Annotated in this window: 16 protein-coding genes and 1 riboswitch; of the genes, 9 read left to right on the top strand and 7 right to left on the bottom strand. The window is 69.1% G+C overall.

All coding sequences use genetic code 11. The annotated features are described in order from the left end of the window. Positions 1-46: 46 nt before the first annotated feature. Positions 47-1,513, bottom strand: coding sequence for a sensor histidine kinase (locus GAS53_RS20715; protein WP_192583204.1), 1,467 nt, complete (start codon positions 1,511-1,513; stop codon positions 47-49). Between the two features lie 441 nt (positions 1,514-1,954). Beyond that, positions 1,955-2,632 (bottom strand): TetR/AcrR family transcriptional regulator, encoded by a 678-nt coding sequence (locus GAS53_RS20710; RefSeq protein ID WP_404829259.1) that lies wholly within the window; start codon positions 2,630-2,632, stop codon positions 1,955-1,957. An 89-nt stretch (positions 2,633-2,721) separates the two neighbouring features. Between GAS53_RS20710 and GAS53_RS20705 the strand changes: the two genes are divergently transcribed. Continuing rightward, positions 2,722-3,474, top strand: a complete 753-nt coding sequence (locus tag GAS53_RS20705; RefSeq protein WP_151479125.1) for an SDR family oxidoreductase — start codon at positions 2,722-2,724, stop codon at positions 3,472-3,474. A gap of 262 nt (positions 3,475-3,736) precedes the next feature. On the opposite strand, the gene GAS53_RS20700 is transcribed toward GAS53_RS20705, so the two are convergent. After that, positions 3,737-4,759 carry an SIS domain-containing protein gene (locus GAS53_RS20700; protein ID WP_151479146.1) on the bottom strand — a complete coding sequence of 341 codons (1,023 nt, stop codon included), beginning with the start codon at positions 4,757-4,759 and terminating at the stop codon, positions 3,737-3,739. Positions 4,760-5,586: 827 nt separating this feature from the next. Between GAS53_RS20700 and nagB the strand changes: the two genes are divergently transcribed. Continuing rightward, positions 5,587-6,372: a glucosamine-6-phosphate deaminase gene (gene nagB, locus GAS53_RS20695; protein ID WP_151479124.1), complete on the top strand. Its 786-nt coding sequence runs from the start codon at positions 5,587-5,589 to the stop codon at positions 6,370-6,372. 134 nt (positions 6,373-6,506) lie between these two features. On the opposite strand, the gene GAS53_RS20690 is transcribed toward nagB, so the two are convergent. The 4 genes from GAS53_RS20690 to GAS53_RS20675 form a co-directional block, all read right to left on the bottom strand. Next, the gene (locus tag GAS53_RS20690; RefSeq protein ID WP_151479123.1) at positions 6,507-8,021 is read right to left on the bottom strand and encodes a glycoside hydrolase family 3 protein; all 1,515 of its coding nucleotides are present in this window, start codon (positions 8,019-8,021) and stop codon (positions 6,507-6,509) included. A gap of 9 nt (positions 8,022-8,030) precedes the next feature. Beyond that, entirely contained in the window at positions 8,031-8,861 is an 831-nt protein-coding gene (locus tag GAS53_RS20685) for a carbohydrate ABC transporter permease (protein WP_151479122.1), read from the bottom strand. Next, positions 8,858-9,856: a carbohydrate ABC transporter permease gene (locus GAS53_RS20680; protein ID WP_192583202.1), complete on the bottom strand. Its 999-nt coding sequence runs from the start codon at positions 9,854-9,856 to the stop codon at positions 8,858-8,860. Before GAS53_RS20680 ends, GAS53_RS20685 begins: the two co-directional genes overlap by 4 nt. Positions 9,857-9,947: 91 nt before the next feature. Beyond that, on the bottom strand, positions 9,948-11,225 hold the full coding sequence (locus GAS53_RS20675; protein ID WP_151479121.1) for an extracellular solute-binding protein: 1,278 nt from the start codon (positions 11,223-11,225) through the stop codon (positions 9,948-9,950). Positions 11,226-11,568: 343 nt separating this feature from the next. On the opposite strand from GAS53_RS20675, the gene GAS53_RS20670 reads away from it, so the two are divergent. From GAS53_RS20670 to GAS53_RS20640, 7 genes are all read left to right on the top strand, one after another. After that, positions 11,569-12,333 (top strand): GntR family transcriptional regulator, encoded by a 765-nt coding sequence (locus GAS53_RS20670; RefSeq protein ID WP_151479120.1) that lies wholly within the window; start codon positions 11,569-11,571, stop codon positions 12,331-12,333. 323 nt (positions 12,334-12,656) lie between these two features. Next, on the top strand, positions 12,657-14,834 hold the full coding sequence (locus GAS53_RS20665) for a carbon starvation CstA family protein (RefSeq protein WP_192583201.1): 2,178 nt from the start codon (positions 12,657-12,659) through the stop codon (positions 14,832-14,834). Continuing rightward, positions 14,806-15,006 carry a YbdD/YjiX family protein gene (locus tag GAS53_RS20660; RefSeq protein WP_151479119.1) on the top strand — a complete coding sequence of 67 codons (201 nt, stop codon included), beginning with the start codon at positions 14,806-14,808 and terminating at the stop codon, positions 15,004-15,006. Before GAS53_RS20665 ends, GAS53_RS20660 begins: the two co-directional genes overlap by 29 nt. 169 nt (positions 15,007-15,175) lie before the next feature. After that, on the top strand, positions 15,176-15,457 hold the full coding sequence (locus GAS53_RS20655) for a DUF3311 domain-containing protein (protein ID WP_192583200.1): 282 nt from the start codon (positions 15,176-15,178) through the stop codon (positions 15,455-15,457). Beyond that, a complete protein-coding gene (gene mctP / locus GAS53_RS20650) occupies positions 15,454-17,082 on the top strand; it encodes a monocarboxylate uptake permease MctP (protein ID WP_151479118.1) in 1,629 nt (542 codons plus the stop codon). The genes GAS53_RS20655 and mctP overlap by 4 nt, the downstream gene beginning before the upstream one ends. 148 nt (positions 17,083-17,230) lie before the next feature. Then, a complete protein-coding gene (locus GAS53_RS20645; RefSeq protein ID WP_151479117.1) occupies positions 17,231-18,220 on the top strand; it encodes a nucleoside hydrolase in 990 nt (329 codons plus the stop codon). A gap of 78 nt (positions 18,221-18,298) precedes the next feature. Then, positions 18,299-18,805, top strand: coding sequence for a GNAT family N-acetyltransferase (locus GAS53_RS20640; RefSeq protein WP_151479116.1), 507 nt, complete (start codon positions 18,299-18,301; stop codon positions 18,803-18,805). 74 nt (positions 18,806-18,879) lie between these two features. Further along, positions 18,880-19,016: riboswitch (cobalamin riboswitch) on the top strand. The last annotated feature ends 5 nt before the right edge of the window (positions 19,017-19,021 follow it).

Below are 19,021 nucleotides of genomic sequence, written 5' to 3'. Positions count from 1 at the left end.
CTGTGTCATATCCCGGGCGCCCGGCCGGGGAGCAGGACACAGGCTCTTACTTGCGGGAGGGCACAGGAATGTCCAGGACGACCTGCGTGCCGCGCTCGGGGGCCGGGACCATGTCGAAGGTGCCGCCCAACTCCCCCTCCACCAGGGTCCGTACGATCTGCAGGCCCAGGTTGCCCGAGCGGTGCGGGTCGAAGCCCTCGGGGAGGCCGATGCCGTCGTCCTGGACGGTGACCAGGAGGCGGGTCTCCTTGGAACTGCCGCCGCGGACCGCCGACACCTCGACCGTGCCGCGGTCGCCCTCGCGGAAGCCGTGCTCCAGCGCGTTCTGCAGGACTTCGGTGAGGACCATGGAGAGCGGGGTCGCGACTTCGGCGTCGAGTATGCCGAAGCGGCCCGTGCGCCGGCCGGTGACCTTGCCCGGGGAGATCTCGGCGACCATGGCGAGCACCCGGTCGGCGATCTCGTCGAACTCCACGCGCTCGTCCAGGTTCTGGGAGAGCGTCTCGTGCACGATGGCGATCGACCCGACGCGGCGCACGGCCTCTTCGAGGGCTTCGCGGCCCGTGTCGGAGTCGATGCGGCGGGCCTGGAGGCGGAGCAGGGCCGCGACCGTCTGGAGGTTGTTCTTCACCCGGTGGTGGATCTCCCGGATGGTCGCGTCCTTGGTGATCAACTCGCGCTCGCGGCGCCGCAGTTCGGTGACGTCTCTGAGGAGTACGAGTGAACCGACCCGCGTGCCCTTGGGTTTGAGCGGGATCGCGCGCAACTGGATCACGCCGTCGTCACTCTCGATCTCGAACTCGCGGGGCGCCCATCCGCTGGCGACCTTGGCCAGCGCCTCGTCCACCGGACCCCGGGACGGGGCGAGTTCGGCCGTGGTCTTGCCCAGGTGGTGGCCGACCAGGTCGGCGGCCAGGCCCAGACGGTGGTACGCCGACAGCGCGTTCGGCGACGCGTACTGGACCACGCCGTCCGCGTCCAGCCGGATCAGGCCGTCGCCCACACGTGGCGAGGCGTCCATGTCGACCTGCTGGTTGGGGAACGGGAAGGAGCCCGCCGCGATCATCTGGGCGAGGTCGGACGCGCTCTGGAGATAGGTGAGTTCGAGCCGCGAGGGCGTGCGCACGGTGAGCAGGTTGGTGTTGCGGGCGATGACCCCCAGGACGCGCCCCTCCCTGCGTACGGGAATCGACTCGACCCGTACGGGGACTTCTTCGCGCCACTCCGGGTCGCCCTCGCGCACGATCCGGCCCTCGTCCAGGGCGACGTCCAGCATGGGGCGGCGGCCGCGCGGGACGAGGTGGCCGACCATGTCGTCCTGGTACGAGGTGGGTCCGGTGTTGGGCCGCATCTGGGCGACCGAGACATAGCGGGTGCCGTCGCGCGTGGGGACCCACAGGACGAGGTCGGCGAAGGAGAGGTCGGAGAGCAGCTGCCACTCCGAGACCAGCAGATGCAGCCACTCGAGGTCGGAGGGACCGAGGGCGGTGTGCTGGTGGACGAGGTCGTTCATGGAGGGCACGTGTGCGAGCGTACCCGTCTCGTACGACAAGCCCCGAAATCAGCCAAGCGCATGGGCCTGGAAACACCCGCGGGCCGCGGCGCCTGAGAGGGACCCTCAACCCTCCCGGCACCGCAGCCCGGAGCAACATCGGCCGCGGGGTGTGCGGTCCCGGTCGGCCGAAGGATGAGGAGCCGGTGCAGTCAGGGCAGAGAGCAACGGTTCCTCGGTCCGCCTTCCTGTGCGGGGAAGACGGAGGCTTGATCATTCAGACGGTTTGATCGTTTCAGTCTGCCTGGTCGTGCTCCTGATCATTCAGTTGCATTCTCAAGCTTTATACGCATTCTGGACTAGACCACTGTCGCCTGTCCATGCGTTGACGGATGTTTGTTGTTGTCTCTTTATCCAACAACTCGCGTCCTACATCCACCACGCAGCCTAACCCCGGTCGGTTCACGAGCGGGGCCAGATTGCCATGGCCAGTTCCGCGAGTGCCTCCAACTCCTCCTTGGCGGCTCCGTCGCGCGCCTGTTGGGACATGCCCTGGATCATGGCGCCCGTATGCCGGGCCAGAGCCGCCGCGTCGGCGTCCGCGGGCAGCTCGCCTGCGGCGATGCCGGACCTTATGCGGCTCTCGATGGCGGCGATGTTGGCGTTGCGCCGGTCGCGGAGTGACTCCTCGACCTCCGGGGTGGTGCAGTTGGTGGCCGCGTGGATGACGAGGCAGCCATGCGGACGGCCGGGCTCCGTGTACTCGGCCGCGGCCTCGCGCAGCATCCGCTCCACCGCGGTACGGGCCGTCGGTTCCTCGGCGAGGGCCCGGTCGCCGAACGAGCCGTATCTCGTGCCGTACTCGCGGACCACCTCATCGAAGAGCGAGCGCTTGTCGCCGAAGGCCGCGTAGAGGCTGGGAGCGCCGATGCCCATGACCTTGGTGAGGTCGGAGACGGAGGTCGCCTCGTAGCCGTGCTCCCAGAAAGCGAGGATCGCCTTCTCCAGTGCGGTCTCACGATCGAAGGAGCGGGGGCGGCCGCGCCCTCGCTGCTTGGCCCCGGTCTCCGGCCCGGTCTCGGGCCCGGCCTCCGGCCCGGTCTGCTGACTGCTCGCCTGCGCGCTCACCATGGGGTGGATTTTATAGCGGGTGCTAGAGAAATGTCGGTGGGGTGTTGTACGGTTTTTTTCTGTATCGACCGCTAGAGAAATCTGGAGGAGGCATCGGCATGGGCGTGCTCACGGGCAGGACGGCACTGGTGACGGGTGGCGGCAGGGGTATCGGGCGGGGTATCGCCGAGCGGCTCGGGCGGGACGGCGCGCGGGTGGCCGTGCACTACGGGAGCAATGAGGTGGCGGCGAAGGAGACGGTGGCCGCGATCCGGGACGCGGGCGGCTCCGCGTTCGCGCTGCGGGCGGAGCTTGGGGTGCCGGGCGACGCGGACGCGTTGTGGGAGGAGTTCGACCGGCACGCGGACAGCCTGGACATCCTGGTGAACAACGCCGGGATCGGTACGTCGCGTCCGTTCGACGAGATCGACGAGGCGGAGTACGACCGGGTCTTCGCGGTGAACGTGAAGGCGCCGCACTTCATCACCAAGCTCGGCGCGTCCCGGCTGCGGGACGGCGGGCGGATCATCAACATCTCCTCGGGCCTCGCGCGCACCGCGGCGATGCCCGACAAGATGGCGTACGCGATGACGAAGGGCGCCCTGGACATCCTCACGCGCGACCTGTCCAAGGTGCTGGGCCCTCGCGGCATCACTGTGAACACGGTCGCGCCCGGAATCATCGACACCGACAACACGTCCGGCTGGCTGCGGTCGAGCGATGAGGCGTGGGCCCAGGCCGCGGCGATATCGGCGCTGGGGCGGGTGGGAGCGCCGGCGGACGTCGCCGACGTGGTGGCGTTCCTCGCCTCGGACGACGGGCGGTGGGTGACGGGGCACTGGATGGACGCGACGGGTGGTTCGCTGACCTGAGCCCGGCTGGGCGGCCGCGTCCTTTCGACGGGAGATCGGGCGCTGCTTTTGGAGGGGCGCGGGGCTGCGACATATGCGGCTCCTCCCCCGCTCTTCCTCCACTCTCGGCTCTCTCCCGGTGCCTTACCCAGTGCCTTATTAAGGACGGGCCTGGGACCCCCATTAAGGGCGGGCCTGGGGACCCCAGATCGAGGGGACCCCCATCGTGGGCGCGCCAAGGCACAACGAGCCCGCGGCCAAAGAGCGGCCCGGCCCGCGGGCCTCAGTGGGTCTCCGTGACCTTCGCGAGGGCCCGGGGGGCGTCCGGGTCCTGGCCACGGGCGATGGTGACCTCGTACGCGAGGAGTTGGAGCGGGAGGATCTCCAGGATCGGCTGGACCTCCTCGGCGACGCCCTCGGTGGGCAGGACGAAGCCGGCCGAGGCCTGTTCGACCTGGGGGCGGGGGCCGATGACGACGAGGTCGGCGCCGCGGCCGCGCAGCCGGTCGAGGACGGGCTGGAGTGCCGCGCCGCCCTTGCCGTCGGTGACGACCGCGATGACCGGGGAGATGTTGTCGACCATGGCGAGCGGGCCGTGCAGAAGGTCGGCGCCGGAGTAGGAGAGGGCGGGGATGTAGCTGGTCTCCATGAGCTTGAGGGCGGCTTCCTTGGCGGTGGGGTAGCCGTAGCCGCGGGAGGTGATCACCATGCGCTCGGCGAAGCGGTAGCGGGAGGCGAGGGTGCGGATCTCGTCCTGGCGGGCGAGGAGTTGCTCGGCGAGGTCGGGGAGCACCTTGGCCTGGGCGCCGTCGCCGCCGCGCAGTCCTTCGACGAAGAGATAGAGGGCGAGGAGGGAGGCCGTATAGGTCTTGGTCGCGGGGAGCGCCTTCTCCGGTCCGGCCATGATGTCGATGTGGTACTCGGAGACGGCGGCCAGGGGCGAGTCCGGGTTGTTGGTCACCGCGAGCGTGATGGCGCCGGCCTCGCGCGCGGCCTGGGTCGAGGCCACGAGGTCCGGGGAGCCGCCGGACTGGCTGACCGTGATCACTAGGACGTCGGTGAGGTCGGGGCGCGCGCCGTAGGCCGTCGTGGTCGACATGGAGGTGAGGCCGCACGGCAGGCCGAGGCGGATCTCCAGGAGGTACTTCGCGTAGAGGGCGGCGTTGTCGGAGGTCCCGCGGGCGGTGAGCAGCACGAAGCGGGGCTTGCGGTTCGCGACCTGCTGGGCCACCTCGTGGATGCGCGGCGCCCCTTCTTCCAGGATCCGCCGCAGCACGGCGGGCTGCTCGGCCATCTCGCGGGCCATGATCCGGCCGGGGCGGTCGGGCTGGGCGGGAGGCGATGAGGTGGCCTGGGCGGCGGCCTGAGGAGCAGTCGCGGAGACGGCTCGGGCAGCCGTCGGGGATGCCGGCTGCGCGCCGGGCTGGGGGTCCGGCGGGGTGGCGGTCATGACGTTTCCTCCCGGAGGCTGCTGTGCGGTGTGCGGTGTGCGCGGCTGTGAGTTCCGCGGTGGGCGAGGGGCCTCCCCCTCCAGGGTTGGCAGGGGCGCGTGTTCCGCGGTCGGTGGTGTCGGGATTGCCGTGGCGTGCGTGGGTCTCCATTCCACTCCCCGGGGGCGGGCGGCGCCTGCTCGGGGTGGGATTCGATGGTGGTGGGGTGACACCTCCATCCTGGGTGTCACCGTCGGCTCGGAGGCGTGCGGTCCCGGCTCGGAGGCGTGCCGTCCTGGCCGGAGGCGTGCCGCTCGCCGGGCGAGAGCGGGCCGGTGCGCAGGAGCAGGCCGTGCGTGGGAGCGGACCGACGTGCAGGAACAGGCCGTGCGCGGGAGCGGACCGACGCGCGAGGGCAGGCCGACGGACGAGAGCGGGTCGGCACGCACGAACGGACCGACGGACGGAAACAGGCGACGGGCGAGAGCAGGCTGGCACGCACGCGCGGACCGACGGACGGCAGCAGGCCGGCGGACGAGAGCAGGCGACGTGCGGGAGCAGGCCTGGCCTGCGGGTGGCGCGGGCGCGTGATGGTGTCCCGGCCCGGGGTGGTCGGCGAGGGCGATCTGGCGAGGGGGCGTTCTGGTAGATTGGTCTATACCACATGTCCAGTTGAGTCCCCCTTCAGAACGGCAGGCCCAGCGTGGAAGTTGTCATCGTTTCGGACGCCAAGGCGGGTGGCGAGCTCATTGCCGAGGCCATGGCGGAGTTGCTCCGGCACAAGCCCGACGCGCTGCTCGGAGTGGCCACCGGCTCGACGCCACTGCCCATTTACGAGGCGCTGGCGGCGAAGGTGGGTTCCGGGGCCGTGGATGCCTCGCGGGCGCGGGTCGCGCAGCTCGACGAGTACGTGGGACTGCCGGCCGAGCATCCCGAGTCGTACCGGTCCGTGCTCCGGCGTGAGGTGCTGGAACCGCTGGGGCTGGACATGGCCGCGTTCATGGGACCGGACGGAACCGCCGAGGACGTACGGGCCGCGTGTGAGGCCTACGACAAGGCGCTCTCCGAGGCGGGCGGCGTCGATCTTCAGCTTCTCGGCATCGGGACCGACGGGCACATCGGGTTCAACGAGCCGTGTTCGTCGCTCGCCTCGCGGACGCGGATCAAGACGCTCACCGAGCAGACGCGGGTCGACAACGCGCGGTTCTTCGAGGGCGACATCGAGCAGGTGCCGCATCACGTGATCACGCAGGGGATCGGGACGATTCTGGAGGCCCGGCACCTGGTGCTGCTCGCCACTGGTGAGGGCAAGGCCGATGCCGTCGCCGCGACCGTCGAGGGGCCCGTCGCCGCGGTGTGTCCCGCGTCGGCGCTCCAACTGCACCCGCATGCCACGGTCGTCGTGGACGAGGCGGCCGCGTCCAAGCTGAAGCTCGCCGAATACTTCCGGCACACCTACGCCAACAAGCCCGCGTGGCAGGGCATTTAGGCGGACCCCACGACCCATCTGACGACACACCTCACGACACAGAGGTACGAAGGTGCCGGGTTCCCCCGTGGTGAACCCGGCACCTTTTCTGCGTGAGTGTGGTCGCCCGTATGACGGCAGCCGTGCCCGTCCGCTCACGCCCCGGCGATGACCTCCGCCGCCGCCAGCCCGCACACCCGGGCCGCTCCATGCGTGGCGATGTGGAGCGCGCCCCGGGGTGGCGACTGCGGCACGCCCATCTCGACCACGACCGTGTCGGGGCGGGCGGCCAGCAGGGTGTCGAGGGCCTCGGCCATCCAGGGGTGGCGGTGGACGTCACGGACCACGACGACCACCCGGCGGGAACCCGCGGCCGCGAGCGCATCGGCGCCGGCCCGCTCCCCCGCGAAGCTCCCCGTCTCCGTGCCCGGCAACAAGCGGCACAGTTCGGCGGCGACGCCCCATGGGGTCTCGTCACCGACGGCGATATTGGCCACGGGGGTGAGGGCGGCGACGTACGGCGCCTCGGTGACCGGCGCGAAGTGCGCTCCGCGCGTGACGGTCAGCGCACGCCGCGCCGCCACCAGCCCGATGTCGGACACCGCGTCCGAGGACGAGCCGCCCGGCCCTGAAGTCCCGGCCGGCGCACGCTCGTTCGCCGATGCCGTCCAGGCGGCCAGCGCACGTACCCGGGCCGCCGCGTCCGCCAGCCGTTCCTCGGCCAGCTCACCCGAGCGGACGGCCGCGACCAGCGCGTCCCGCAGCCGCAGCACCGTCGCGTCGTCCGCGAGCCCCCCGCCCACACAGATGGCGTCGGCGCCCGCGGAGATCGCGAGGACGCTCCCCCGTTCGATGCCGTACGTCCCCGCGATCGCCTGCATCTCCATGCCGTCGGTGACGATCAGGCCGTCGTAGCCCAGCTCCTCGCGGAGCAGCCCGGTGAGGACGCGGCGCGACAGGGTGGCGGGGCGGTCCGGGTCGAGGGCCGGGACCAGGATGTGCGCGCTCATCACGGCGCGTGTGCCCGACTCGATGGCCGCGCGGAACGGGACCAGTTCGCGGGACTCCAGGACCGACAGGTCCGCGTCGATGCGCGGCAGCGCGTGGTGCGAGTCGACCGCCGTGTCGCCGTGGCCCGGGAAGTGCTTGGTGCAGGCGGCGACTCCGGCCGACTGAAGCCCCGATACGTACGCGGCCGTGTGCCGGGCCACCAGTGCCGCGTCGGCGCCGAAGGACCGTACGCCGATGACGGGGTTGTCGGGGTTGGAGTTGATGTCGGCGGACGGCGCCCAGTTGAGGTTCACGCCGCACGCGGCCAGTCGGCGGCCCAGTTCGTGGGCCACCGCCTCGGTCAGCCGGACGTCGTCGACGGCGCCCAGTGCGTGGTTGCCCGGGAAGGACGACCCCATACGGACCTCGAGGCGCGTGACATCACCTCCCTCCTCGTCGATGGCGACCAGCACGTCGTCGCGTTCCGCGCGCAACTGGGCGGTCAGAGCGGCAAGTTGGGCGGGCGATGCGATGTTGCGGCCGAACAGGCCGACGGAGGCGAGGCCCTCGCCGAGCCGCCGCAGCAGCCAGGAGGGAGCCGAGATCCCGGTGAAGCCGGGCTGCAGGACGGCAAGGGCGTCACGGGTCAGCGTGTCCGTGCCGGAGGCAATGGTGGTCATCGGGTGGCGTTATCCCTTCACCGCGCCGGAGGTGAGTCCGCTGACGGCCTTGCGCTGGAGGAAGACGAAGAGGACCAGGATCGGTACGGCGAAGAGCGAGGCCGCCGCCATCGTTGCCCCCCAGTCGTCGCCGAACGTCGTCTGGAAGCTGGAGAGCCAGAGGGGGAGCGTCTGCTTCTCTATGCCCTTGTTGAGGATCAGGACCAGGGGGAATTCGTTCCATGCCGTGATGAAGCCGAAGAGCGAGGTGGCCATCAGGCCTGGGGCCAGCAGGGGGAAGATGACCTTCACGAAGGCCTGCCTGCGCGTGCAGCCGTCCACCATCGCCGACTCCTCCAGTTCCTTCGGCACGGCGGCGACGTACCCGCGCAGCGTCAGGATGGTGAAGGGCAGCACCATGATCATGTAGAAGACGGTGAGCGGTACGAGGCTGTTGAGCAGGTCCGCGTCGCGCACGATCATGTAGATCGCGATGACCATGACCTCCCAGGGCGCCATCTGCGCGATCATGAAGGTCAGGATGAAACCGCGGCGGCCCTTGAAGCGCATACGGGCCAGCGCGAAGGACGCGAGCAGCGCGATGACGAGGGAGAAGACCACCGAAAGGACGGTCACCGTCAGGGAGTTGCCGACCAGCGTCCAGAAGTGGTCGGCGTCGACGGCCCGCTGGAAGTGGTCGAAGGTGATGTCGGTCGGCAGGAAGACCGGGTCGTCCGCGATGATGTCGCCGGTCGGCTTCAGCGCGGTCGCGAACATCCAGTAGACGGGGAACGCGAAGACGACGAAGAGGACGAGGGCCGTCGCGTTGGGCCACAGCCGGGCGAAAGGTGAGCGCTTCACAGCTCGTCCTCCTCTTGCTTGAGAACGGTACGAAGGTAATAGGCCGTCAGGCCGAGCAGGATGAGGATCGTCAGGAACGAGATCGCCGAGCCCATCCCGTAGTGCTGGTTGCCGGGGCCCTCGACGAACGCGTAGATCGGCAGCGTCTCGGTGAGCCGGTCCGGGCCGCCCGCGTTCATCGCGAAGATCTGCGGGAACGCCTTGAAGACCCAGATGACCTCGAGGAAGGTCGTCGCCCACAGGAACGGCCGCATGAACGGGAAGGTCACCGAGGTGAAGCTCTTCCACGTCCCGGCCCCGTCGATCGAGGCGGCCTCGTACAGCTCTTTCGGGATGGTCGTCGTGGCGGCGTACAGGTTGATCGCCACGAACGGGATGGACTGCCAGACGATCAGCAGGATGATCACGGAGAACGTGGAGAACTGGGTGCCGAACCAGTTGTAGTCGGCCATCGACTCCCAGCCCGCCTTGGCGAGCAGCCAGTTGACGACGCCGAAGCGCTGGGCGAACAACCACTGGTAGACCGTGGTCGCGGCGATCACCGGCATCGCCCAGGCGAGCACGAGGCCGAGCATCAGCAGCAGCCGCATGCGCTTGCCGAGCCGGGCGAGCAGCAGGCCGACGAGGGTGCCGAGCACCATGATGAGGACGACGTTGACGGCGGTGAAGGCGACCGTCCGCTGGACGACCTTCCAGAAGTCCGAACTGCCCAGGACCTCCTTGTAGTTGTCGCCGCCATTCCACTCGGTGAGGTGCAGGATCAGCTGGCGCGGGTTGAGGTTCTGGAACGACAGCATGCCGTTCTTGACCAGCGGCCACCCGAGCAGCACCAGGGTGGCGAGCAGCGCGGGCAGGAGAAGGAGGTAGGGGGCGGACGCGCCACCGCGCGTCTTCGTACCCGTACGGGCCTCCGGGCCGGGCGGTGATGAGTCGGTCTTACGGACACCGGGCGCCGCGGCCGTGCCTGTGTCCGTGCGTTCGGTCTGCACTGACATGCTCGCCATCTCTTCCACAATCAGGAGTCGCAGATCGCTGGATGCGCCGACGCGCCGGGGACGGACAGGGCCGCCCCCGGCGCGCAGGTGATCAGCTGCTCTGCGAGAGCCGCTTGTTGATCTCGGCCTCGACCTGCTCGGCGGCGTCGGCGGGCGACTTCCCCTTCAGAACCGCGGTCATGTAGGTCTTGATCGGGTTCGGGGTGTTCTCCACGGCGGCCCACTCGGGGATCAGCGGCGTGGTGCCACCCTGCGCGGCGGCCGGGGCGGCGGCCTCGGCGACGACATTGCCGACCAGGACGGAGTTGAGCGACTCCTTGTTCGGGATGACGCCGTTCTCCTTGGCGAGCGCGCCCTCGAACTTGTCGTTCAGGGCCATCTTCAGGAACTCCTTGGCGAGTTCCTGCTTCTTGCTGCCCGCGGCCACCGCGAGGTTGGAGCCGCCGAGGAAGACGCCCTCGGGCTTGTCGGCGCTCTCACCGGGGATGGTGAAGTAGCCGATGTCCTTCTCGATCTTCTTGTTGGCGGCGATGGCCGTGCCGGCCTCCCAGCCCATGCCGACGATGGCGCCGACGTTGCCCTTGGCGAAGACCTCGGCCTGCTGCGGGGTCGCCTCGTCCTTGTCCTTGGGGGCCTTGGAGAAGGACTGGTACTTCTTGTAGATCTCCATGGCCGCGGCGACCTTGGGGTCGGAGAGGTTGGAGACGTACTTGTCCCCCTCCTTCTTCACCAGGTCGGCGCCCTGCCCGATGGTGAGGCCGTCGAAGAAGTACCAGTTCTGGCCGGGCAGGTACATCGGCTCGGCGTCGGTCTTCTTCTCGATGGTCTCCAGGGCGTCGAAGAACTCGTCCCGGGTCTTCGGGGTGCCCTTGATGCCGGCGTCGGCCCAGACCTTCTTGTTGTAGATGACGACGCGGTTGGCGAAGTACCAGGGCGCCGCGTACTGCTTGCCGTCGAACACCGCGGACTCGTTGAGGTTCTCGGCCCAGTCGGTGCCGATCTCGCTCTTGAGGTCGCTCAGGTCGGCGAGGCCACCGGTGGCCGCGTACGCGGGGGTCTGGGTGTTGCCGACCTCGATGACGTCCGGCGGGGTCGACTCGGAGAGTGCGGTGGTGATCTTCTGCTGGATGCCGTCCCACTTCTGGGTCTCGAACTTCAGCTTGGCGCCCGTCTTCTTCTCGAAGGCGGCCGTCAGGTCCTTGGTCCAACCGGGCGGTGTGGAGCCGTCCATGGCCCAGACGGTCAGGGTCTCGCCCTTGAAACCGTCGGCCCCCGCCTTCTCGCCGCTGTCACCGTCGTCACCGCCACAGGCCGCGACCGACATCAACATGCCCGCGACACCGACGGCCGCGATGAGTTTGCGCTTCATGTCACCCCTCCTCGCCTGGCCCCCAGTGGTGTAGACCAGTAGCCGGAGCTTGGCCTAGACCTAGAGGGGTGTCAAGGGTGAGCAGAGCCGTCGAGACGTCCGTTATGGGAACTACATATGCAAGAACCTTTAAGCAGGAAAGTGACAGAAAGAGCAGGTGAGTTCGCTTGCCCCGAGTGGACCACTTCAACGCGGTGGACTAGACCAAAAGAGACGCCGACGGTATATAGAGGGGATCACGCAGCGTGCGGGGGGACCCTCGCACGGCAAGCCGTGCCACGATGTGAGCCGTGGCCGACGCGAACGTCGGCCGCATCGGCACCCGGAGCCGGGAAGGCAGAGTATGAGCACCGACGTCAGCAGTGCGGAGAACGAGGGTGGGGCACCCATCCGTACCGCGCGCGTGCCCAAGTACTACCGCCTCAAGAAGCATCTGCTCGACATGACGGAGACGCTGCCGCCCGGTACGCCGGTACCGCCCGAGCGCACCCTCGCCGCCGAGTTCGACACCTCGCGCACGACCGTTCGGCAGGCTCTCCAGGAGCTGGTCGTCGAGGGCCGGCTCGAGCGCATCCAGGGCAAGGGCACGTTCGTCGCCAAGCCGAAGGTCTCGCAGGCGCTCCAACTCACCTCGTACACCGAGGACATGAGGGCGCAGGGCCTCGAACCCACCTCGCAGCTCCTGGACATCGGCTACATCACCGCCGACGACACGCTTGCCGAGCTCCTCGACATCACCGCCGGCGGACGGGTCCTGCGTATCGAGCGGCTGCGGCTCGCGAGCGGTGAGCCGATGGCGATCGAGACGACGCATCTGTCCGCGAAGCGGTTTCCCGCGCTGCGGCGGTCGCTCGTCAAGTACACGTCTCTGTACACCGCGTTGGCCGAGGTGTACGACGTGCACCTTGCCGAGGCCGAGGAGACGATCGAGACGTCGCTGGCCACTCCGCGGGAGGCCGGGCTGCTCGGTACGGATGTGGGGTTGCCGATGTTGATGCTGTCCCGGCACTCGTTGGACAAGGGTGGGCTGCCGGTGGAGTGGGTGCGGTCGGTGTACCGGGGGGACCGGTACAAGTTCGTTGCGCGGCTCAAGAGGCCCACGGAGTAGGCGTGCGGAGGCGCGTGGGCGGCTGCGGGTGCGTCGTGGCTGGTCGCGCAGTTCCCCGCGCCCCTTAAAAGCAGGGGCTATCGCCCCACATACGAAAGACAGGGGCGCAGCCCCGTCTTTCAGGGGCGCGGGGCTGTGTCACTATGCGGCTCCGCCGCGTGGGCGCGACCAGCCCCCACCCACCCGCACGATGGCCACCGGCCCAAGCGCCCGCCGGGGCAAGAGAGTTCGCTGAGGCGGACATCTCCTGGTGCACGTGGTGTAGCGCAGCTCACCTTCCTGTTCTACGGTCCCCCCGTCACCCATGGACGGGAGGACGACCCGTGCGTACCGACAGCCACCGGACGGCATCCCCTCAAGGCCCTCGTAAGGCAAGTCCGCAAACCATCGTCATCTGGACCCTCGTCGCGCTGGTGGGCGCGACCGGCTGGTCCGTCCTCGCACTCTCGCGCGGCGAAGACGTCTCGGCCGCCTGGATGGTGGCGGCCGCCCTCGGCTCGTACGCCATCGCCTATCGCTTCTACGCGAAGTTCATCGCGTACAAGGTCCTCAAGGTCGACAAGACCCGGGCCACACCCGCCGAGCGGCTCAACAACGGCATCGACTTCCATCCGACCGACCGACGGGTGCTGCTCGGCCACCACTTCGCGGCGATCGCGGGCGCGGGCCCGCTGGTGGGGCCCGTACTGGCCGCGCAGATGGGGTACTTGCCCGGCACCATCTGGATCATCGTCGGTGTGATCTTCGCGGGTGCGGTCCAGGACATGGTCGTCCTGTTCTTCTCCACCCGCCGGGACGGGCGCTCCCTCGGGCAGATGGCCCGCGAGGAGATCGGCCCGTTCGGCGGCGCGGCAGCCCTGCTCGCCGCCTTCGCCATCATGATCATCCTGCTCGGCGTGCTCGCGCTGGTCATCGTCAACGCGCTCGCCGAGTCGCCGTGGGGCACCTTCTCCATCGCGATGACGATCCCGATCGCCCTGCTGATGGGCTTCTACCTGCGGGTTCTAAGGCCGGGGCGGGTCGCCGAGGTCTCGCTGATCGGCGTCGCGCTGCTGCTGCTCGCGCTCGTCGCGGGCCGCTGGGTGGCCGAGTCGTCGTGGGCCGACACGTTCACGCTCGCGCCCTCGACGCTGGTGATCTGGCTGGTGGCGTACGGCTTCATCGCGTCGATCCTGCCCGTGTGGATGCTGCTGGCGCCCCGCGACTACCTCTCGACGTTCATGAAGATCGGCACCATCGGGCTGCTCGCGATCGGTGTGGTCGTCGCGCTGCCGACGCTGAAGATGGACGCGGTCACGGACTTCGCCGGACGCGGCGACGGGCCGGTCTTCGCGGGCTCGCTCTTCCCGTTCGTCTTCATCACCATCGCGTGCGGAGCACTCTCCGGCTTCCACTCCCTCATCTCCTCCGGTACGACGCCGAAGATGATCCAGAAGGAGACGCAGGTCCGGATGATCGGGTACGGCTCCATGCTCATGGAGTCGTCCGTGGCGGTCATGGCGCTGGTCGCCGCGTCCATCATCGACCCGGGCCTGTACTTCGCGATGAACGCGCCGGCCGGTGTCATCGGGGACTCGGTCCAGAGCGCCTCGCAGGTGGTGGGGAGTTGGGGCTACCAGATCTCCCCCGCGGACCTGGCGGCCGCGGCGCAGAACGTCGAGGAGTCGTCCCTGCTGTCGCGGACCGGCGGCGCGCCCACGCTCGCGATCGGGATCTCGGACATCTTCTCCGAGGTGACCGGGGACAGTCTGCGCGCGTTCTGGTACCACTTCGCGATCATGTTCGAGGCGCTGTTCATCCTGACCGCGCTCGACGCGGGCACCCGGGTGGGCCGCTTCATGCTCCAGGACACGCTGGGAAATCTCTACAAACCCTTCAAGAACGTGAGCTGGAAGCCCGGGCTGGTCATCACGAGCGGCATCGTCTGCGGCCTGTGGGGCTACTTCCTGTGGGTGGGCGTGCACGAACCGCTCGGCGGAATCAACCAGCTGTTCCCGATCTTCGGCATCTCCAACCAGCTCCTCGCGGCGGTCGCCCTGGCGGTCTGCACGACCCTCCTGGTGAAGTCCGGGCGCCTCAAGTGGGCCTGGATCACCGGGATTCCGCTCGCCTGGGACGCCACGGTGACGCTCACCGCGAGCTGGCAGAAGGTGTTCTCCAGCGACCCGCGCGTCGGCTTCTTCAAGCAGCGCTCGGTCTACCAGGACGGCATCGACCGGGGTGAGGTGCTGGCGCCCGCCAAGAACATGGACGACATGCACACCATCGTCACGAACTCCACGGTGGACGGCGTCCTCTCGGCGGTCCTCGCCCTCCTCATCGTGGTCGTGATCGTGGACGCGACCCGGGTATGTATCAGGCATGTACGCCGCCCCGCGCTCTCCACGCTCAGCGAGGCGCCGTACGTCGAGTCGAAGATCGTCGCCCCGGCCGGGCTGATCCCGACCAAGGCGGAGAAGGAGGAGGCGCGCGATGCGGTTGGCGCTTCACCGGGCAGTTAGGGGCGTGCGCTGGTACGTACGGGAGTTCACCGACGAATCCGCGTACGACCGCTATGTCGCGCATGTGCGCAAGGACCACCCCGACGCTGCTGTGCCCTCGCGCCGGGAGTTCGAGCGGATGCGTACGGACCGTCAGGAGAAGGACCCCCGGCAGGGCTTCCGCTGCTGCTGACCGGCGACGGGTCTGCCGCTGACCGGCGGCGGACCTGCTGCTGGACGGCCGGCCCGCCGCTGAGCGTTACGCCGCATCCGTTATGCGGACAGGGGTTCCATAAAGCGAAACCGTCCCTTAGATTTCCTGCGCGTTGCACAGGTGATCAGTGAGGGGACGGAGCCGCCGTATGTCTGAAGCGTCGGACGCGCCAGGGGCGCCTGAAGTGAAACCGCCGGTGGTCACACCGGTCCGCGTGGTGATCGCCCTCTGCCTGATCGCGCCGTTCGTGGCGATGCTCTGGGTCAGCTCGTACGCGAAGGTCGACCCGGCCTTCATCGGCATCCCGTTCTTCTACTGGTACCAGATGCTGTGGGTATTCATCTCGACCGCGCTCACGATGATCGCGTACAAGCTGTGGAACCGTGACCAGCGCGCCCGCAAGTCTCAGAACGGGGGCGCGTCCGCATGAACGACGGCGTGAACGGCGTGGCACTCGCCGTCTTCATCTTCTTCTTCCTGGCTGTCACGGTCATGGGCTTCCTGGCCTCGCGCTGGCGCAGGGCCGCGAACGAGAACAGCCTCGACGAATGGGGCCTGGGCGGGCGGTCGTTCGGCACCTGGGTCACCTGGTTCCTGCTCGGCGGCGACCTCTACACGGCCTATACGTTCGTTGCGGTCCCGGCGGCGATCTACGCGGCGGGCGCGGCCGGCTTCTTCGCGGTCCCGTACACCATCCTCGTGTACCCGCTGATCTTCACCTTCCTGCCCCGCCTCTGGTCGGTGTCGCACAAGCATGGGTACGTGACGACGTCGGACTTCGTGCGCGGGCGCTTCGGCTCCAAGGGCCTGTCGCTGGCCGTCGCGGTGACCGGCATCCTCGCGACCATGCCGTACATCGCGCTCCAACTGGTCGGCATCCAGGCCGTGCTCGACGTCATGGGCGTCGGCGGCGGCGAGGACACCAACTGGTTCATCAAGGACCTGCCGCTGCTCATCGCCTTCGGTGTGCTGGCCGCGTACACGTACTCGTCCGGTCTGCGCGCGCCCGCCCTGATCGCGTTCGTGAAGGACACGCTGATCTACATCGTCATCGCCGTCGCGATCATCTACATCCCGATCAAGCTGGGCGGCTTCGACGAGATCTTCGCCAAGGCGAGCGAGGCGTACAGCCAGACCAACCCGGCGACCGGCGCGCCGCGCGGTGCCCTCGCCCCCGGCGAGGCGGGCCAGTGGACGTACGCGACGCTCGCGCTCGGCTCGGCTCTCGCGCTGTTCATGTACCCGCACTCGATCACGGCGACGCTGTCCAGCCGCAGCCGTGAGGTGATCCGCCGCAACACGACCATCCTGCCGCTGTACTCGCTGATGCTGGGCCTGCTCGCGCTGCTGGGGTTCATGGCCATCGCGGCCGGAGTCAAGGTCAGCAACGGCCAGTTGGCGATCCCGCAGCTCTTCGAGACCATGTTCCCGGCCTGGTTCGCGGGTGTGGCCTTCGCGGCGATCGGCATCGGCGCGCTCGTGCCCGCGGCCATCATGTCCATCGCGGCGGCGAACCTCTTCACGCGCAACATCTACAAGGACTTCATCAAGCCCGACGCGACGCCCGCCCAGGAGACCAAGGTCTCCAAGCTGGTCTCGCTGCTCGTGAAGGTGGGCGCGCTCGTCTTCGTCCTGACGATGGACAAGACGGTGGCGATCAACTTCCAGCTGCTCGGCGGCATTTGGATCCTGCAGACCTTCCCGGCGCTGGTCGGTGGCCTGTTCACCCGTTGGTTCCACCGGTGGGCGCTGCTCGCGGGGTGGGCGGTCGGCATGCTGTACGGGACGATCGCCGCGTACGGGGTGGCTTCGCCGACCCAGAAGCACTTCGGTGGCTCGGCGAAGGAGATCCCGGGGATCGGGGAGATCGGGTACATCGGTCTGACGGCGTTCGTGCTGAACGTGGTGGTCACGGTCGTCCTGACCTTCGCGCTGAAGGCCTTCAACGCTCCCGAGGGCATCGACGAGACGTCCCCGACGGACTACACGGCCGACTCGGGCGACAAGGGGGTCCAGGTGGAACTGCCGCCGGCTACGGCTGGGGCGGGCCACTAGGGTTTTCGCCCCCGGACCCCGCTGAAGATCAGCCCCTCCGGCGTGTGAGGAGCGGGGTCTGGGGCGGAGCCCCGGAAGGACGGGACGGGTAGGGGCGGCGGGGGCGAGGAACGGTGGCGGCGCAACGCCCCCGGTTACGCTGGTCGTCGTGACCGTCCGCTCACCGATCGTCCTCGACAGCGACCCCGGCATAGACGACGCCGTGGCCCTGCAGTACCTGCTCGGCACAGGACTGTGGGACCTCAAGGCATACACCTCCGTCGGCGGCAACCTCCCCGCCGACGTGACGTACCGCAACGCCCGCGCCCTGGCCAGAGCAATGCGCATCGACACCGACGTCCCGGTCCACCGCGGCGCGGGCCGCCCCCTGACCCGCCTCCCGTACGCGGCCGCCTCCGCCTTCCACGGCCCCGCGGGCCTCGGCCACGAGACGCTGCCCGACTCGACCGCCGCCCACCTGCCCGAGTCCTCCGCGCAGGCACTGCTGCGGCTCTCGAGGGAGTACGAGGGCGAGCTGACCGTATGCGCCACGGGCCCGCTCACCAACGTGGCGATCGCGCTCCTGGAGGACCCCGCCTTCGACCACCGCGTGCGGAAGTTCGTGTTCATGGGCGGCACCGCGCGCGTGCCGGGGAACATCACCCCGGTCGCCGAGTTCAACATGTGGGCCGACCCGGACGCCGCCGAGGTGGTCCTCTCCTCCATCATCCCGTTCACCATGGTCGACCTGGACGCCTCGCACCGCTGGCTCTTCGGCCCGGCCGACCTCGCCGCCCTGGAGGCCGCGGGGGCGGGCACGGCGCTCGCCGTCCGGCTGATGCGGGTCTACATGGACGCGTACCGCCGCCACGGCGGGGGCGACGCCTGCCCGCTGCACGATCCGCTCGCCGTGGGCGTGTGCGCGGACGAGTCGTTCGTGACGCTCGCGGAGGGAGCCGTCGTCGTCGAGTGCGCGAGCGAACTCACCCGCGGCCAGACCGTGTTCGTCCCCTCGGCCGCCGCCCGGAACTACTACGCGGAGTCGCCCGCACTGACCGCCCGCGTCCGCCACACCGGCCGCGTGTCCCTCGGCCCGGGCCCGCGCGACTTCACTAAGGACTTCGTCGCGACGCTGCCGCAGTGGCCGGCCGTGGGCTGAGATCCGAGCGCGACGCCGGGGCCGCCGACGGGGAAAACCCGACGACCGGTGTCGTACGCCTGATGCACACTGCGAGACATGGACATCGTGATCAGGCGGGCGCGGCCCGCGGAGTACGAGGCCGTCGGCGAGATCACCGCGCAGGCCTACCTCGGCGACGGGCTGCTCGACTTCGGGGAGAGCGACGAGTACCTCGGCGAGCTGCGGGACGTGGCGAAGCGGGCCGACGCGGCCGACGTACTGGTGGCCGTGGAGGGCGACCGGGTCCTCGGCGGTGTGACGTTCGTGCCGTCCGGCGGTCCGATGGCCGAGATCGCGCGCGAGGGCGAGGCCGAGATACGGATGCTGGCGGTCGCGAAGGAGGCCCGCGGTCGAGGCGTGGGCGGGACTCTCGTCCGTGCCTGCGTCGACCGCGCCCGGGCCACGGACGGCTGCGTACGCATCGTGCTGTCCACCCAGCGCACCATGCACAGCGCCCACCGCATCTACGAACGCCTCGGCTTCACCCGCACCCCCGACCGCGACTGGAACCCGATCCCGCATCTCGACGACATCATGCTGCTCGCCTATGGCTTGACGCTCTGACACGTTCCACACCACCCTCCGAAGCCGACACGACACAACATGTGGGGGTGCTTTCCGAGCCCGGCACAAGATGTATGCTCATGCTCGCTGTCGCCGCAGGGGAATCCGGTGCGAATCCGGAACTGTCCCGCAACGGTGTACTTGTACGCGTATGCCCGCATGCCGTCGTACGAGAGTCAGTCCGAGGACCTGCCGACAGCGTGCCCAGGCCGTCCG

The organism is Streptomyces albicerus, assembly GCF_008905045.1.
Taxonomy (GTDB): Bacteria; Actinomycetota; Actinomycetes; order Streptomycetales; family Streptomycetaceae; genus Streptomyces; species Streptomyces albicerus.
The sequence above is the reverse complement of the archived record's forward strand: the minus strand, read 5'-3'. Positions and strand labels throughout refer to the sequence as shown.

What these genes read in the sequence shown, in the direction of transcription:
- GAS53_RS20715 (WP_192583204.1), bottom strand. Translation starts at nt 1,513, where the DNA reads ATGAACGACCTCGTCCACCAGCACACCGCCCTCGGTCCCTCCGACCTC.
- GAS53_RS20705 (WP_151479125.1), top strand. Translation starts at nt 2,722, where the DNA reads ATGGGCGTGCTCACGGGCAGGACGGCACTGGTGACGGGTGGCGGCAGG.
- GAS53_RS20700 (WP_151479146.1), bottom strand. Translation starts at nt 4,759, where the DNA reads ATGGCCCGCGAGATGGCCGAGCAGCCCGCCGTGCTGCGGCGGATCCTG.
- GAS53_RS20690 (WP_151479123.1), bottom strand. Translation starts at nt 8,021, where the DNA reads ATGACCACCATTGCCTCCGGCACGGACACGCTGACCCGTGACGCCCTT.
- GAS53_RS20680 (WP_192583202.1), bottom strand. Translation starts at nt 9,856, where the DNA reads ATGTCAGTGCAGACCGAACGCACGGACACAGGCACGGCCGCGGCGCCC.
- GAS53_RS20675 (WP_151479121.1), bottom strand. Translation starts at nt 11,225, where the DNA reads ATGAAGCGCAAACTCATCGCGGCCGTCGGTGTCGCGGGCATGTTGATG.
- GAS53_RS20670 (WP_151479120.1), top strand. Translation starts at nt 11,569, where the DNA reads ATGAGCACCGACGTCAGCAGTGCGGAGAACGAGGGTGGGGCACCCATC.
- GAS53_RS20660 (WP_151479119.1), top strand. Translation starts at nt 14,806, where the DNA reads ATGCGGTTGGCGCTTCACCGGGCAGTTAGGGGCGTGCGCTGGTACGTA.
- GAS53_RS20655 (WP_192583200.1), top strand. Translation starts at nt 15,176, where the DNA reads ATGTCTGAAGCGTCGGACGCGCCAGGGGCGCCTGAAGTGAAACCGCCG.
- mctP (WP_151479118.1), top strand. Translation starts at nt 15,454, where the DNA reads ATGAACGACGGCGTGAACGGCGTGGCACTCGCCGTCTTCATCTTCTTC.
- GAS53_RS20640 (WP_151479116.1), top strand. Translation starts at nt 18,299, where the DNA reads ATGGACATCGTGATCAGGCGGGCGCGGCCCGCGGAGTACGAGGCCGTC.